Genomic DNA, 14,915 nt, shown 5'->3' on the forward strand with positions numbered 1-14,915 from the left:
CGGCACCTTGCCAGCCCTGCCGATAAGCCTCTGAGACACGCAGGCCAGTGCCTGCTCAGGGGCGATGGTGAACGAGGTATCGACGACGGCGCTGCGCCGTCCGTGGTTCCACCGCGGCATGCGGTGGGTGGCAGTGGCGGCAACCGCCGGCTTGGTGGCGGCTTGCGGTGGCGGCGGTGGCGGCTCCGGCGGCGGCGAGACGGCCGTCGGTTCGGGCGCCTCGCCCGCCGTGGGGGCCGACAGCGGCCCGCCCGCCGGCAATGCGCCCGCCACCGGCGGCGGCGTGGCTGCGCCGGGACCGACTGGACCTTCCGTGGAGGCCTCCTACCCGTCTGGCACGCCCACGCGTGCCGATGCGGTGCGCTTCCTGACCCAGGCCACCTTCGGGGCCACGCCGGCCGACATCGAGCGTGTGCTGGCCCTGGGCTACCAGGGTTGGCTAGACGAGCAGTTCGCCCGCCCAGGCGGCTCGCTGCGCAGCAGCTGGGACGCCGCCCACGCCGCCATCCAGGCGGCCGATGCCACCAAGTCGGCCGGCCAGCGCGAGGTGCTGGACGCCTTCTACCGCGAGGCGGTGACCACCGACGCCCAGCTGCGCATGCGCGTGGCCTTCGCGCTGTCGGAGATCTTCGTCGTCTCGTTCCAGAACGACGCCGTCACCAACAACACCCGCGCCGTCGCGGCCTACATGGACATGCTGCGCGGCAACGCCTTCGGCAGCTACCGCCAGGTGCTGGAAGGCGTGGCGCTGCATCCGGCGATGGGGCTGTACCTCTCGCACCTGCGCAACCAGAAGGAGAACGTCGCGGCGGGTCGCGTGCCCGACGAGAACTTCGCGCGCGAGGTGATGCAGCTGTTCTCCATCGGCCTGCACCAGCTCAACGCCGACGGAAGCCGCAAGCTCGACGGCAACGGCGCGCCGATCGCCACCTACACCCACGACGACATCGCCGGCCTGGCCAAGGTGTTCACCGGTTTCAGCTACGCCGGCCCGGACACCCACAACAACCGCTTCTGGGGCGCGACTGGTTACCAGGACCCCGACCGCCTGTGGAAGCCGATGCAGGGCTATTCGCAGTTCCATTCGGTGAGCGAGAAGCGCTTCCTCGGCGCCGTGGTGCCGGCCCAGGGCACGGCGCAGCCGGCCGCCAGCCTGAAGGCGGCGCTGGACACGCTGGCCGCGCACCCCAATGTCGGCCCCTTCATCGGCCGCCAGCTCATCCAGCGCCTGGTGACCAGCCATCCCAGCCCGGCCTACGTGGGACGCGTGTCGGCGGCGTTCACCGGCTCGGGCGGCGACCTGAAGGCGACCGTCAAGGCCATCCTGCTGGACAGCGAGGCCCGCGGCAGCGCGGCGCTGGCCGATCCCGCCTTCGGCAAGCTGCGCGAGCCGGTGCTGCGCCTGACGGCCACGCTGCGTGCGCTGGGCGCCACCTCCGATTCGGGCAGCTGGCTCATCAGCAACACCGACGACGCCGCCACCGCGCTGGGCCAGACGCCGCTGCGCTCGCCGTCGGTCTTCAACTTCTTCCGTCCGGGCTATGTGGCGCCGGGCACGCTGTCCGGCGCCGCCGGCATGACCACGCCGGAACTGCAGCTCACCCATGAATCGTCGGTGGCCGGCTACGCCAACTACATGCGCGGTGGCGTGCAGTCGGGCTGGGGCATGCAGGGCCTGGACGGCAAGGCCGCCCGCCGCGACGTGCAGGTGGACCTCAGCGGCGAGGAGGCCGTGGCCGACCGCCCCGATGAACTGGTCGACCGCGTGGCCGCCCGCCTGATGGGCGCCGCCGCGCCCGCCGCCCTGCGCGGCGAGTTGCTGACCGCCGTGCAGTCGGTGGCCATCCCCGCCGCCCGCGCCGACGGCAGCAATGCCACCCAGATCGCCAACGCCCGACGCAACCGCGCGCTCATCGCCACCTTCCTGGTGCTGGTGTCCCCCGAATTCCTCGTGCAGAAATGACCATGGACCGCTCCGTGAACGCTTCCCGCCGCGCCTTCCTGCAACGGGCGGCCGCGCTCTCCTCCCTGGGTGCCGCCGCCACGCCGCTGGCGCTCAACCTGGCCGCGATGGGCACTGCCAGCGCGCAGACCGCCGGCGACTACAAGGCGCTGGTGTGCGTCTTCCTCAACGGCGGCAACGACGCCTTCAACATGGTGCTGCCCACCGACGCCGCTTCCTGGCAGGCGTACACCACGGTGCGCAACCAGGCGCCCGACCCGATCAACCTGCGCGCGGCCGGCACCGCGCCGGTGGCCACCGCCGCCATCGGCTCGCCCGACCGGCTGGGCGGCGTGCTGGCGCTCGACCCGGTGAACGCACAAGGCCGCAGCTTCGCGCTGCATCCGCTGATGACCGGCGCGCGCGACCTGTTCGCCGCCGGCCGGCTGGCGGTGCTGCCCAACATCGGCCCGCTGGTGCGCCCGACCACGCGCGCCGACTACAACACCGCCTCGTTCCCGCGGCCGGCCAGCCTGTTCTCGCACAACGACCAGCAGGCCGCATGGCAGACGCTGGGCGCCGAAGGCAGCACCGCGGGCTGGGGCGGCCGCATGGGCGACCTGCTGATGTCCGCCAACAGCGGCGCCACCTTCACCTCCATCTCCGCCGCCGGCAGCGCCGTGTGGCTGGCCGGCCGCAGCGTGCTGCAGTACCAGGTGTCGGCCGGCAGCGGCGCCATGCGCATCGGCGGGCAGGGCGCCACCACGCTGTTCGGCAGCGCGGTGGCGATGAACGGCATGCGCAACGTGATGCGCAACGCCCGCACCAGCGACCTGCTGGCCCGTGACCATGCGGCCATCGTCGGCCGCTCGATCGATGCCGAGCAGCTGGTCTCCGCCGCGCTGCCGGCCGCCAACCAGGCGCCGTACGACGCGCCGGGTGCGACCGCCGGCGTGGCGACCTCGCAGCTCTGGTACGACACGGTGAACGGCAGCCGCGCGCTCAACCCGCTGGCGCAGCAGCTGCAGGTGGTGGCCCGCCTGATGGCGGCGCGCGACACGCTGGGCGTGCGCCGCCAGGTATTCTTCGTCAACCTGGGCGGCTTCGACACCCACGATGCGCAGAACCGTGTCCATGGTGACCTGATGGCGCGGCTGTCGCACGCGCTGGCGTACTTCGACGGCGTGCTCGGCGCGATGGGCCTGCGCGAGAGCGTCACCACCTTCACCGCCAGCGACTTCGGCCGCAGCTTCACCAGCAACGGCGACGGCACCGACCACGGCTGGGGCGCGCACCACTTCGTGCTCGGCGGTGCGGTGCGCGGCCGCGACCTGTACGGCACCTTCCCGCAGCTGGGCCTGCCCGACGGCCGGGGCGGCTTCAACAGCCCCGATCAGATCGCCAACGGCGCCCTGCTGCCCACCACGTCGGTGGAGCAGCTCGGCGGCACCCTGGGCCGCTGGTTCGGCCTGTCGGACGGTCAGCTGATGGACGTGTTCCCCAACCTGGCGAACTTCGACGCCAGCAAGCGCAACCTGGGTTTCATGGCCTGACGGCCACGGGCTCAGCGCCCCACCACCGACGTCCGGTACTGCAGCGCCTCGGCCATCTCCGCCACGCCGATCGCGTCGGCCCCTGCCAGGTCGGCCAACGTGCGCGCCACGCGCAGCGTGCGGTGCAGCCCGCGCCCCGACCAGCCCAGGCGCTCGGCGGCGCGCTGCAGCAGCGCGGCTGCGGCGGCGTCGGGCTGGCAGTGCAGCGGCACGTCGGCGGCTTCCAGCTCGGCGTTGATGCGTCCCTGCCGGCGCAGCTGCCGCTCGCGCGCCAGCGCCACCCGCGCGGCCACGGCGGCGCTGGGCTCGCCCTCCGGCGCGCGCATCAGCTCGGCCGGCGCCATGGTGGGTACCTCCACTTGCAGGTCGATGCGGTCCAGCAGCGGGCCGGACAGCCGGCCCTGGTAGCGCGCCACCTGGTCGGGCGTGCAGCGGCACTGCCGCAGCTGCCCCGCCGGCGTGCCGAGAAAGCCGCAGGGGCAGGGGTTCATCGCCGCCACCAGTTGGAACCGGGCGGGGTAGGTGGCCTGCCGCGCCGCGCGCGACAGGGTGATCCGGCCGGTTTCCAGCGGCTCGCGCAGCGCTTCCAGCGCCAGGCGCGGGAACTCCGGCAGTTCATCCAGGAACAGCACGCCCCCGTGCGCCAACGAGATCTCGCCCGGCCGCGGTGGTGATCCGCCGCCCACCAGGGCCGCCGCACTGGCCGAATGGTGCGGCGCACGCACCGGCCGCACCCGCCAGCGCGCCAGGTCGAAACCCTTGCTGCCCAGGCTGGCGATCGCCGCGCTGGCCAGCGCCTCGTCCTCGTCCATCGGCGGCAGCAGGCCGGGCAGCCGCTGCGCCAGCATTGACTTGCCGGTGCCCGGCGCGCCGATCATCAACAGGCTGTGGCCGCCGGCGGCCGCCACCTCCAGCACCCGTTTGGCCGCCGCCTGCCCACGCACGTCGCGCAGGTCGGGCCCGGGCGACGCGGGGCCCGGCGGGCTGCGTTCGGCGCGTGGCAGCGGCTGGGCCTCGTCACCGGGCTGCAACGCGCCCACCACGTCCATCAGGTGGCGTGCGCCATGCAGCACCACGCCGTCCACCAGCGCCGCCTGCTGCGCGCTCTCCCAGGGCAGCACCAGCGCCCGCTGCGCGCCGGCCCGGCGGGCGGCGAAGGCCAGCGCGATGGCGCCACGCACCGGCCGCAGCTCGCCGGCCAGCGACAGCTCGCCGGCGAACTCGTAGCGCGCCAGCCGGGCAGCGTCGATCTGCTCGTTGGCCGCCAGGATGCCCAGTGCGATCGGCAGGTCGAAACGGCCGGACTCCTTCGGCAGGTCGGCCGGCGCCAGGCTGACCGTGATGCGCTTGTTATGCGGAAAGCCCAGTCCGCTGTGCGCCAGGGCGGCGCGCACCCGCTCGCGCGCCTCCTTCACCTCGGTGTCGGCCAGGCCCACCAGCGTGAAGGCCGGCAGGCCATTGGCCAGGTGCACTTCCACCTGCACGGCGGGGGCGTCGAGCCCGTCGAGCGCACGGCTCGCAACGATGGCCAGCGTCATGCCGGACCTCCTTGGCGGGGTTGCAACAGGTGTCCGAACGGCGACGCGGCCATTCTCCAATGGTCCGCCGGCCCTCAAACGCCAGAACAACTGGCACCGCAACGGTGCACTTTCGGCGCATTCACCCGTCTGGTGCGGCCGGCGCTGGCTGGTGGTGCGGTGTGCCGGCGGGCGCCCTGCGCTGGGGCGCGGGGGGCGAAACGGCTTGTTGGCACAAAAGCTGCAAAAAGTTGCTCAGTCGCTCGGCCGTCACCGGTCGGGGCTCTCTTCATCGCCGGTCTGCGGCGAGTTGTCCTGCTCGACCGGCGTCGTCATCGGCGTTCGGCACACCTTTTGATCCAACGGGAGAAAGCAACCATGAAGATGGTGACCGCCATCGTCAAGCCGTTCAAGCTCGACGAAGTGCGTGAGGCCTTGAGCGGCATTGGCGTTCAGGGCATCACGGTGACGGAAGTCAAGGGCTTCGGCCGCCAGAAGGGCCACACCGAGCTCTATCGGGGTGCCGAGTACGTCGTCGACTTCCTGCCCAAGGTGAAGATCGAGGCGGCGGTGGATGACGCCATCGTCGACCGGGTGATCGAGGCCATCGAGGCCTCGGCGCGCACCGGCAAGATCGGCGACGGGAAGATCTTCGTGTCGCCGCTGGAGCAGGTGGTGCGCATCCGCACCGGCGAGACCGGCAAGGACGCGCTCTGACGACGCCCAACACTAAAAGAAGCACCCATGAAAAAACTGATTGTCTCGTTGGCCCTGGGCTTGTCGCTCCTGGGCATCGGAGGGATGGCCGCGGCGCAGCCTGATGCCGCCTCGGCACCGGCGGCGACGGCACCGGCCGAAGCTGCCTCTGACGCCGCCGCCGCACCGGCCGCGGCCGCTCCGGCTGCCGATGCAGCCTCGGCCCCGGCCGAAGCCGCGGCTGCCGCACCCGTTCCCAACAAGGGCGACGTCTCGTGGATGATGCTGTCCACGCTGCTGGTCATCATGATGGCCGTGCCCGGCCTGGCACTGTTCTACGGCGGCCTGGTGCGCAGCAAGAACATGCTGTCGGTGCTGATGCAGGTGATGGTCACGTTCGCGATGATCGTCGTGCTGTGGGCCATCTACGGCTACAGCCTGGCCTTCACCGAGGGCAATGCCTTCATCGGCGGCTTCGACCGCCTGATGATGAAGGGCGTGTGGGACAACACCGCCGGCACCTTCGCCAACGCAGCCACCTTCAGCAAGGGCGTGGTCATCCCGGAGATCGTGTTCGCCGCCTTCCAGGCCACGTTCGCCGGCATCACCTGCGCGCTGATCGTCGGTGCCTTCGCCGAGCGCATCAAGTTCTCGGCCGTGCTGCTGTTCACCGCCATCTGGTTCACGTTCAGCTACACGCCCATCGCGCACATGGTGTGGTTCTGGATGGGCCCGGACGCCTACAGCGGCGCCGACGTGGCCGACGCGATGACCGCCAAGGCCGGCCTGATCTGGCAGTGGGGCGCGCTGGACTTCGCGGGCGGCACCGTCGTGCACATCAACGCAGCGGTCGCCGGCCTGGTGGGTGCCTACATGGTGGGCAAGCGCATCGGCTACGGGCGTGAATCCATGGCGCCGCACAGCCTGACGCTGACCATGGTGGGTGCCTCGCTGCTGTGGGTGGGCTGGTTCGGCTTCAACGCCGGCTCCGCGCTGGAAGCCAACGGCTTTGCCGCGCTGGCCTTCATCAACACGCTGTTCGCCACCGCCGCCGCCGTGCTGGCCTGGTGCATCGGTGAAGCGCTGATGCGCGGCAAGGCGTCCATGCTGGGTGCCGCCTCGGGCGCCGTGGCGGGCCTGGTGGCCATCACGCCGGCGGCCGGCAACGTCGGCATCGCCGGCGGCCTGATCATCGGCTTCATCGCCGGCTTCGCCTGCCTGTGGGGCGTCAACGGCCTGAAGAAGATGCTGGGCGCGGACGACTCGCTGGACGTGTTCGGCGTGCACGGCGTGGGCGGCATCGTCGGCGCGCTGCTGACCGGCGTGTTCAATTCGCCCAACCTGGGCGGCCCCAGCGCCGTGGCCGACTGGACCACGGTGGCGATGATCGCCCCCGACGCCTACACCATCGCCGGCCAGGTGTGGACGCAGGCCAAGGCGGTGCTGCTGACCATCGTGTGGTCGGGCGTGGTCTCGGTGATCGCCTACAAGATCGTCGACCTGACCATCGGCCTGCGCGTGCCGGAAGAAGACGAGCGCGAAGGCCTGGACATCACCTCGCACGGCGAGACGGCCTACAGCAAGTAAGCCGCTGCGCCAGACAGATCGACAGAGCGATTGGGCCGCCTTCGGGCGGCCCTTTTTTTGCCCGTGGCGGAAGGGGCCCCTGGCGTTCCGGCCGGCCGGCCCCACCTGCCGCACTCCTAGAATCGATCATCACTCTGCGCAGACGGGCGATCAGCATGGTTCCGCATCTCATCACCGCCCTCACCGGGCCGATCAACGAACTCGAGCAGCGCATCCTCGAATCGATGCCCGCCATCGAGCGCTGGTTCCGGCTGGAATGGATGGAGCACACGCCGCCGTTCTACACCTCGGTGGACCTGCGCAATGCCGGGTTCAAGCTGGCGCCGGTGGACACCAACCTGTTCCCGGGCGGCTGGCACAACCTGACCCCCGAGATGCTGCCGCTGGCGGTGCAGGCCGCGATGGCGGCCATCGAGAAGATCTGCCCCGAGGCCAAGAACCTGCTGCTGGTGCCCGAGCGGCACACCGGCAGCTTCTACCTGGCCAACGTGCAGCGGCTGAAGAACATCTTCCACCAGGCCGGGCTGAACGTGCGCCTGGGCTCGCTGGACGAGAGCCTGACCGGCCCCACCACCATCACCCTGCCCGACGGCAGCGACCTGACGGTGGAGCCGCTGCAGCGCATCCGTGGCCGCGTGGGTCTGAAGGACTTCGATCCCTGCACCGTGCTGCTGAACAACGACCTCTCGGCCGGCCTGCCGCACGTGCTGGAGAACCTGCACGAGCAGTACCTGCTGCCGCCGCTGCATGCGGGCTGGGCGGTGCGCCGCAAGAGCAACCACTTCCAGAGCTACGAGGAAGTGGCCAAGAAATTCTCCAAGCTGATGGGCATGGACCCGTGGCTGATCAATCCGATGTTCGCGCAGTGCGGCCAGGTCGATTTCACCGAGGGCGAGGGCCTGGAGTGCGTGCAGACGCAGGCCGACGCCATGCTGGCCAAGGTGCGGCGCAAGTACAAGGAATACGGCATCAACGAGAAGCCGTTCGTGGCCGTGAAGGCCGACAACGGCACCGACGGCATGGGCATCCTGATGGTGCGCGACGCCAAGGAACTGGCCGAGCTGAGCCGCCGCGCGCGCAGCAAGCTCAGCGAGGTGAAGGACGGCCAGCACGTGTCGCAGGTGCTGATCCAGGAAGGCGTGCCCACCTACGAGCGCATGCACGACGCGGTGGCCGAGCCGGTGGTCTACATGATCGACCGCTACGTGGTGGGCGGCTTCTACCGCGTGCATGCCGAGCGCGGCACCGACGAGAACCTGAACACCCCGGGCGCCTCCTATGTGCCGCTGGCCTTCGCCGAGCACAACCAGCTGCCCAAGCCCGGCGCCAAGCCGGGGGCCAGCGCGCCCAACCGCTTCTACATGTACGGCGTGATCGGCCGCCTGGCGATGTTGGCCGCCAGCTACGAGCTGGAAGCCACCGACCCGGACGCCGAGGTCTACGAGTAGGGTTTGCGCTGCGGTGCAGCACGGCCGGCGAGCACAATAGCCGTGTTTCGATGACCGACCCCCGCCGGTGGGGTGCCGCTTCGTGGGTTCTCACAACGCCAACCGCTCCCCGGCCGCCCTGGCCGCCTTGACGCTCGCCGCCCTGGGCATCGTCTACGGCGACATCGGCACCAGCCCGCTGTATGCCCTGAAGGAAGTGTTCGCCGAAGGGCGCGTGCCCGTCACGCACGACAACGTGCTGGGCGTGCTGTCGATGATCTTCTGGACGATGACCATCGTCGTCTCGCTGAAGTACGTGCTGCTGATCCTGCGCGCGGACAACAACGGCGAGGGCGGCCTGATCGCCATGCTGGCGCTGGCCACCACCGCGGTGAAGGAACGGCCCGCGCTGCGGCAGACGCTGCTGCTGGTGGGCATGTTCGGCACCGCGATCTTCTACGGCGACGGCGTCATCACGCCGGCCATCTCGGTGCTGTCGGCGGTGGAGGGCCTGGAGGTGGCCGCGCCGGCGCTGCACGGCGTGGTGGTGCCGGTCACGCTGCTGCTCATCACCGTGCTGTTCGCGGTGCAGCGCTTCGGCACGCGCGGCATCGGTCGCTTCTTCGGGCCGGTGATGCTGGTGTGGTTCATCGTGCTGGTGGCGCTGGGGCTGCCGCACATCCTGCGCAACCCGCATGTGCTGCTGGCGCTCAATCCGGTGTTCGCGATGGGCTTCATCGCCGAGCATCCGACCACCGCGTTCATCGCGCTGGGGGCCGTGGTGCTGTGCATCACCGGCGGCGAGGCGCTGTATGCCGACCTGGGCCACTTCGGCAAGCAGCCGATCCGCATCGCCTGGTACAGCTTCGTGATGCCGGCGCTGGTGGTGAACTACTTCGGCCAGGGCGCGCTGCTGCTGGAGCAGCCCGAGGCGGCGGCCAGCCCCTTCTACCTGCTGGCGCCGCAGTGGGCGGCGCTGCCGCTGGTGGGCCTGGCCACCTGCGCCACCATCATCGCCTCGCAGGCGCTGATCACCGCGGCCTTCTCGGTCACGCGGCAGGCCATCCAGATGGGCCTGCTGCCGCGCATGTACATCAAGCACACCTCGGTGCGCGACACGGGGCAGATCTACGTGCCCTTCGTCAACTGGGGGCTGTATGCGCTCATCGTGCTGGCGGTGGGTCTGTTCGGCAGCTCGTCCAACCTGGCGCATGCCTACGGCATCGCGGTCACGCTGGACATGACCATCACCACCGTGATGACCTTCTACGTCATCCGCTACGGCTGGAAGTACTCGCTGCCGCTGTGCCTGCTGGCCACCGGCTTCTTCTTCATCATCGACGTCACCTTCTTCGCGTCCAACCTGCTGAAGTTCTTCTCCGGCGGCTGGTTCCCGATCGTCATCGGCCTGGGCATGTTCACGCTGATGACAACCTGGATGCGCGGCCGCCAGCTGGTGGCGGAGCGCCTGCGCGACGACGCCATCGACCTCAAGAGCTTCCTCGAGTCGGTGTTCATCAGCCCGCCCACGCGGGTGCAGGGCACGGCCGTGTTCCTGGCGGCCGACCCCACCATCGTGCCCAATGCGCTGATGCACAACCTCAAGCACAACAAGGTGCTGCACGAGTACAACCTGTTCGTGTCGGTGCAGAACCACGAGGTGCCGTGGATCGGCTTCGGCCGCCGGCTGGAGATGACGCCGCTGGGCCACGACTGCTGGTCGGTGCTGCTGCACTTCGGCTTCAAGAACGACCCCGACGTGCCCGAGGCGCTGAAGCTGCTGGCCGGCCGCGGGGTGCCGCTGGACGAGATGGAGACCAGCTACTTCCTCAGCCGCGACATTGTGGTGCCCAGCATCGGCCAGGGCATGGCGATGTGGCGCGAGAAGCTGTTCGCCAACATGCACCGCAATGCCGCGGCCGCGGCCGACTTCCTGCACCTGCCGGCCAACCGCATCGTGGAGCTCGGCTCCAAGGTCGAAATTTGAGCATGCGCTTTCTGCGTGACGCGTCGCTGAGCGCGACGGTCGCCGGCTTCGTGGCGGTGCTGGTGGGCTTCACCAGCTCGGTGGTCATCGTGTTCCAGGCGGCCGCCAGCCTGGGCGCAACGTCGGCGCAGCTCACGTCGTGGATGTGGGCGCTGGGCCTGGGCATGGGCCTGACCAGCGCCGGCCTGTCGCTGTGGTACCGGCAGCCGGTGCTCACCGCCTGGTCCACGCCGGGCGCGGCGCTGCTGGTCACCGCTGGCGCGGGCCGCTCGATGGGCGAAGCGGTGGGTGCGTTCATGCTCTGCGGGCTGCTCATCGCGCTGGCCGGTGCCACCGGCGCCTTCCGCCGGGCGATGGACCGCATTCCGCAGGCGCTGGCCGCGGCGTTGCTGGCCGGGGTGCTGGCGCGCTTCGCGTTCGATGCCTTCCTGTCGCTGCGCACCGAGTTCACGCTGGTGCTGTGCATGCTGCTGGCCTACCTGGCCGGCCGCCGCGGCTGGCCGCGCTATGCGGTGCCCGGCGTGCTGGCGGTGGGCATCGCGGTGGCGGCCTGGCGCGGGCTGCTGCACCTGGAGGGCATCTCCTGGGCGCCGGCGATGCCGGTGTTCACCGCGCCGGCGTTCAGCCTTGGCGGGCTGGTGGGCATCGCGCTGCCGCTGTTCGTGGTGACCATGGCCTCGCAGAACCTGCCCGGCGTGGCGGCGCAGCGTGCCGCGGGCTACGACACGCCGGTGTCGCCGGTGATCGCCGTCACCGGCCTGGCCAGCCTGCTGCTGGCACCGTTCGGCGGCTTCGCCTTCAACCTGGCGGCCATCACCGCGGCCATCTGCATGGGGCGCGAGGCGCATGAGGACCCGCGCCGGCGCTACATGGCCGCGGTGGCGGCCGGGGGCTTCTACATCGCCATCGGCCTGCTGGGCGGCGCGGTCGTGGGCCTGATCGCCGCCTTCCCGAAGGAACTGGTGCTGGCCGTGGCCGGCTTCGCGCTGCTGGGCACCATTGGCAGCGGGCTGTCGGTGGCGATGAAGGACGACGCCAGCCGCGAGGCCGCGCTCATCACCTTCCTGGTGACGGCCAGCGGGCTCAGCCTGTTCGGCGTGGCATCGGCCTTCTGGGGCGTGGTGGCCGGCGGCCTGGCGCTGGCTGTGCAACACTGGCGCCCCGCCCGCTGACCCGTCTGCGCCCCATGGATCTGCTGTTCGTTGCCGACCCGCTGGAGGTCTTCAAGACCGCCAAGGACACCACCTTCGCGATGATGCGCGAGGCCGCCCGCCGCGGCCATGCGATCTGGGCCTGCGAGCAGCGCGGCCTGGCCTGGCAGCGCGGTGCCAGGGTGGTGGCCCGCGGCGCTCGCCGCATCACGCTCACCGGCGATGCCTATGCCTGGTTCCAGGTGGCCGAGCAGGCCACCGTGGAACTGGCTGCGGTGGACGCGGTGCTGATGCGCAAGGACCCGCCCTTCGACAGCGAGTACTTCTACGCCACCCACCTGCTCGAGCAGGCCGAGCGCGAGGGCGCGCGGGTGCTCAACAGCCCGCGGGCGCTGCGCGACCATCCCGAGAAGCTGGCCATCCTGGAGTTTCCCGACGTGATCGGCCCCACGCTGGTCACGCGTGATGCGCAGGCCATCCGCGACTTCCATGCCGAGCACCAGGACATCATCCTGAAGCCGCTGGACGGCATGGGCGGGATGGGCATCTTCCGCGTGGGTGCCGACGGCCTGAACCTCGGCTCCATCATCGAGACGCTGAACCAGCACGGCCGCACCACGGTGATGGTGCAGAAGTACCTGCCCGAGATCGTGCAGGGCGACAAGCGCATCATCCTGATCGACGGCCAGCCCATCCCGCATGCACTGGCGCGCATTCCGCAGGGCAGCGAGATCCGCGGCAACATGGCCGTGGGCGGCAAGGGCGTGGCCCAGCCGCTGTCGGCGCGCGACCGCGAGATCGCCGAGGCCATCGGCCCGGTGCTGGCCGCGCGCGGCCTGCTGTTCGTGGGCCTGGACGTGATCGGCGACTGCGTCACCGAGATCAACGTCACCAGCCCCACCGGCTTCCAGGAGATCACCCAGCAGACCGGCTTCGACGTGGCGGCCCGCTTCGTCGATGCGCTGGAAGCCGCGGTGGCCGCGCCCCGCACCTGACGCGGCACCCGCCGCCCACCCCACCCCTGCTGGCCGTCTTCAGCGGCCGGTTCCGTTTGCAGAAGCAGGAGACCCACCGATGAAGACCAAAGCCGCCGTTGCCTGGAAGGCCGGAGCCCCGCTCACCATCGAAGAAGTGACGCTGGACGGCCCGCGCGAAGGCGAGGTGCTGGTGGAGATCAAGGCCACCGGCATCTGCCACACCGACTACTACACGCTGTCGGGCGCCGACCCCGAAGGCATCTTCCCGGCCATCCTCGGCCATGAAGGCGCCGGCGTGGTGGTGGACGTGGGCCCGGGCGTCACCTCGCTCAAGCCCGGCGACCACGTGATCCCGCTCTACACGCCGGAATGCCGGCAGTGCAAGAGCTGCCTGTCGCGCAAGACCAACCTGTGCACCGCCATCCGCGGCACGCAAGGCAAGGGCCTGATGCCGGACGGCACCTCGCGCTTCTCGATCGACGGCAAGCCGCTGTTCCACTACATGGGCACCAGCACCTTCGCCAACCACATCGTGGCCCCGGCCATCGCGCTGGCCAAGATCCGCGAGGACGCGCCGTTCGACAAGGTCTGCTACATCGGCTGCGGCGTTACCACCGGCATCGGCGCGGTGCTGTGGACGGCCAAGGTGGAGGCCGGCGCCAGCGTGGTGGTGTTCGGCCTGGGCGGCATCGGCCTGAACGTGATCCAGGGCGCCAGGATGGTGGGCGCCGACAAGATCATCGGCGTCGACCTGAACCCCGAGCGCGAGGCCATGGCGCGCCAGTTCGGCATGACGCACTTCGTCAACCCGAAGGACGTGCCCAACGTGGTGGACGCGATCGTGCAGCTGACCGACGGCGGCGCCGACTACAGCTTCGAGTGCATCGGCAACACCACCACCATGCGCCAGGCCCTGGAGTGCTGCCACCGCGGCTGGGGCCAGAGCGTGATCATCGGCGTGGCCGCGGCGGGGCAGGAGATCAGCACGCGGCCGTTCCAGCTGGTCACCGGCCGGGTGTGGAAGGGCAGCGCCTTCGGCGGCGCCCGCGGCCGCACCGACGTGCCGAAGATCGTCGACTGGTACATGGAAGGCAAGATCAACATCGACGACCTGATCACCCACACGCTGAAGCTGGACCAGATCAACGAAGGCTTCGACCTGATGAAGCGCGGCGAGTCCATCCGCTCGGTGGTCGTCTACTGAACGGGAGCAGCGCATGGCCTTCGAACTGCTCAGCGCGCATGGCTGCTTCGGCGGTGAACAGCGCTTCTACAGGCACGAGTCGGGCGAGATCGGCCTGCCGATGCGCTTCGGCCTGTACCTGCCGCCGCAGGCCACGCAGGGTACGGTGCCGGTGTTGACGTATCTCGCCGGCCTCACCTGCAACGAAGAAACCTTCGCCATCAAGGCCGGCGCCCAGCGCTTCGCGGCGCAGCACGGCATCGCGCTGCTGATGCCCGACACCAGCCCACGCGGCGCCAATGTGCCGGGCGAGGCCGACGCCTGGGACTTCGGCGTCGGCGCCGGCTTCTACCTGGATGCCACCGAGGCGCCGTGGTCCGCCCACTGGCGCATGGAAAGCTACCTGATGCAGGAGCTGCTGCCCGAGGCTGCGGCCGCGTTCGGGCTGGATGCGCAGCGTGCCGGCCTGTTCGGCCACTCGATGGGCGGGCACGGGGCGCTGACGCTGGCGCTGCGCCATCCGGGGCGCTTCAAGTCGGTGTCGGCCTTCGCGCCCATCGCCGCGCCCACGCGCTGCCCCTGGGGCCACAAGGCCTTCACCGGCTACCTGGGCGCTGACCGCAGCACCTGGCAGGCGCATGACGCCAGCGTGTTGATGTCCCAGCGCACGGTGGCCGCGTTCCCGCAGGGCATCCTGATCGACCAGGGCCTGGCCGACAAATTCCTTGCGGAGCAGCTGTACCCGGAGGCCTTCGAGGCCGCCTGCCAGGCCGCCGGCCAGCCGCTGACGCTGCGCCGGCATGCGGGCTACGACCACGGCTACTACTTCATCAGCACCTTCATCGCCGATCACTTGGCCCATCACGCGGCGGTGCTCAACGCCCCCGCCTGAAGG

Annotated in this window: 11 protein-coding genes; 10 read left to right on the forward strand and 1 reads right to left on the reverse strand. The window is 70.4% G+C overall.

The genetic code is table 11. The features are described from left to right. Window positions 1-67 precede the first annotated feature (67 nt). Together VO99_RS12945 and VO99_RS12950 are read left to right on the forward strand one after the other, a co-directional pair. A complete protein-coding gene (locus tag VO99_RS12945; protein WP_232315351.1) occupies window positions 68-1,963 on the forward strand; it encodes a DUF1800 domain-containing protein in 1,896 nt (631 codons plus the stop codon). Between the two features lie 2 nt (window positions 1,964-1,965). Next, the gene (locus tag VO99_RS12950) at window positions 1,966-3,495 is read left to right on the forward strand and encodes a DUF1501 domain-containing protein (RefSeq protein ID WP_052736314.1); all 1,530 of its coding nucleotides are present in this window, start codon (window positions 1,966-1,968) and stop codon (window positions 3,493-3,495) included. An 11-nt stretch (window positions 3,496-3,506) separates the two neighbouring features. Here the strand turns inward: VO99_RS12950 and VO99_RS12955 are convergent, their stop codons facing one another. Next, on the reverse strand, window positions 3,507-5,033 hold the full coding sequence (locus VO99_RS12955) for a YifB family Mg chelatase-like AAA ATPase (protein WP_046113292.1): 1,527 nt from the start codon (window positions 5,031-5,033) through the stop codon (window positions 3,507-3,509). Window positions 5,034-5,390: 357 nt separating this feature from the next. Here VO99_RS12955 and VO99_RS12960 point away from each other — a divergent pair, with 357 nt between their 5' ends. The 8 genes from VO99_RS12960 (at window position 5,391) to fghA (ending at window position 14,912) form a co-directional block, all read left to right on the forward strand. After that, entirely contained in the window at window positions 5,391-5,729 is a 339-nt protein-coding gene (locus VO99_RS12960) for a P-II family nitrogen regulator (protein WP_046113293.1), read from the forward strand. Between the two features lie 27 nt (window positions 5,730-5,756). Continuing rightward, complete coding sequence (gene amt, locus VO99_RS12965; protein WP_046113294.1) at window positions 5,757-7,295, forward strand: ammonium transporter; 1,539 nt, start codon at window positions 5,757-5,759, stop codon at window positions 7,293-7,295. A gap of 155 nt (window positions 7,296-7,450) precedes the next feature. After that, window positions 7,451-8,743 (forward strand): glutamate--cysteine ligase, encoded by a 1,293-nt coding sequence (gshA, locus tag VO99_RS12970; protein WP_046113295.1) that lies wholly within the window; start codon window positions 7,451-7,453, stop codon window positions 8,741-8,743. A gap of 127 nt (window positions 8,744-8,870) precedes the next feature. Next, window positions 8,871-10,709: a potassium transporter Kup gene (locus VO99_RS12975; RefSeq protein WP_259376497.1), complete on the forward strand. Its 1,839-nt coding sequence runs from the start codon at window positions 8,871-8,873 to the stop codon at window positions 10,707-10,709. Between the two features lie 2 nt (window positions 10,710-10,711). Then, window positions 10,712-11,881, forward strand: a complete 1,170-nt coding sequence (locus VO99_RS12980) for a benzoate/H(+) symporter BenE family transporter (RefSeq protein ID WP_046113296.1) — start codon at window positions 10,712-10,714, stop codon at window positions 11,879-11,881. A gap of 14 nt (window positions 11,882-11,895) precedes the next feature. Next, on the forward strand, window positions 11,896-12,855 hold the full coding sequence (gene gshB, locus VO99_RS12985) for a glutathione synthase (protein WP_046113297.1): 960 nt from the start codon (window positions 11,896-11,898) through the stop codon (window positions 12,853-12,855). A 79-nt stretch (window positions 12,856-12,934) separates the two neighbouring features. After that, window positions 12,935-14,041: an S-(hydroxymethyl)glutathione dehydrogenase/class III alcohol dehydrogenase gene (locus tag VO99_RS12990; RefSeq protein ID WP_046113298.1), complete on the forward strand. Its 1,107-nt coding sequence runs from the start codon at window positions 12,935-12,937 to the stop codon at window positions 14,039-14,041. Window positions 14,042-14,054: 13 nt separating this feature from the next. Continuing rightward, window positions 14,055-14,912 carry an S-formylglutathione hydrolase gene (gene fghA / locus VO99_RS12995; protein WP_046113299.1) on the forward strand — a complete coding sequence of 286 codons (858 nt, stop codon included), beginning with the start codon at window positions 14,055-14,057 and terminating at the stop codon, window positions 14,910-14,912. The last annotated feature ends 3 nt before the right edge of the window (window positions 14,913-14,915 follow it).

The sequence above is a fragment of the Aquincola tertiaricarbonis genome (assembly GCF_000969605.1).
Taxonomy (GTDB): Bacteria; Pseudomonadota; Gammaproteobacteria; order Burkholderiales; family Burkholderiaceae_C; genus Aquincola; species Aquincola tertiaricarbonis.

Coding starts and splice junctions, on each gene's coding strand:
- gshA (WP_046113295.1), top strand. CDS start 7,451: ATGGTTCCGCATCTCATCACCGCCCTCACCGGGCCGATCAACGAACTC.
- VO99_RS12955 (WP_046113292.1), bottom strand. CDS start 5,033: ATGACGCTGGCCATCGTTGCGAGCCGTGCGCTCGACGGGCTCGACGCC.
- VO99_RS12990 (WP_046113298.1), top strand. CDS start 12,935: ATGAAGACCAAAGCCGCCGTTGCCTGGAAGGCCGGAGCCCCGCTCACC.
- gshB (WP_046113297.1), top strand. CDS start 11,896: ATGGATCTGCTGTTCGTTGCCGACCCGCTGGAGGTCTTCAAGACCGCC.
- fghA (WP_046113299.1), top strand. CDS start 14,055: ATGGCCTTCGAACTGCTCAGCGCGCATGGCTGCTTCGGCGGTGAACAG.
- VO99_RS12950 (WP_052736314.1), top strand. CDS start 1,966: ATGGACCGCTCCGTGAACGCTTCCCGCCGCGCCTTCCTGCAACGGGCG.
- VO99_RS12980 (WP_046113296.1), top strand. CDS start 10,712: ATGCGCTTTCTGCGTGACGCGTCGCTGAGCGCGACGGTCGCCGGCTTC.
- amt (WP_046113294.1), top strand. CDS start 5,757: ATGAAAAAACTGATTGTCTCGTTGGCCCTGGGCTTGTCGCTCCTGGGC.
- VO99_RS12960 (WP_046113293.1), top strand. CDS start 5,391: ATGAAGATGGTGACCGCCATCGTCAAGCCGTTCAAGCTCGACGAAGTG.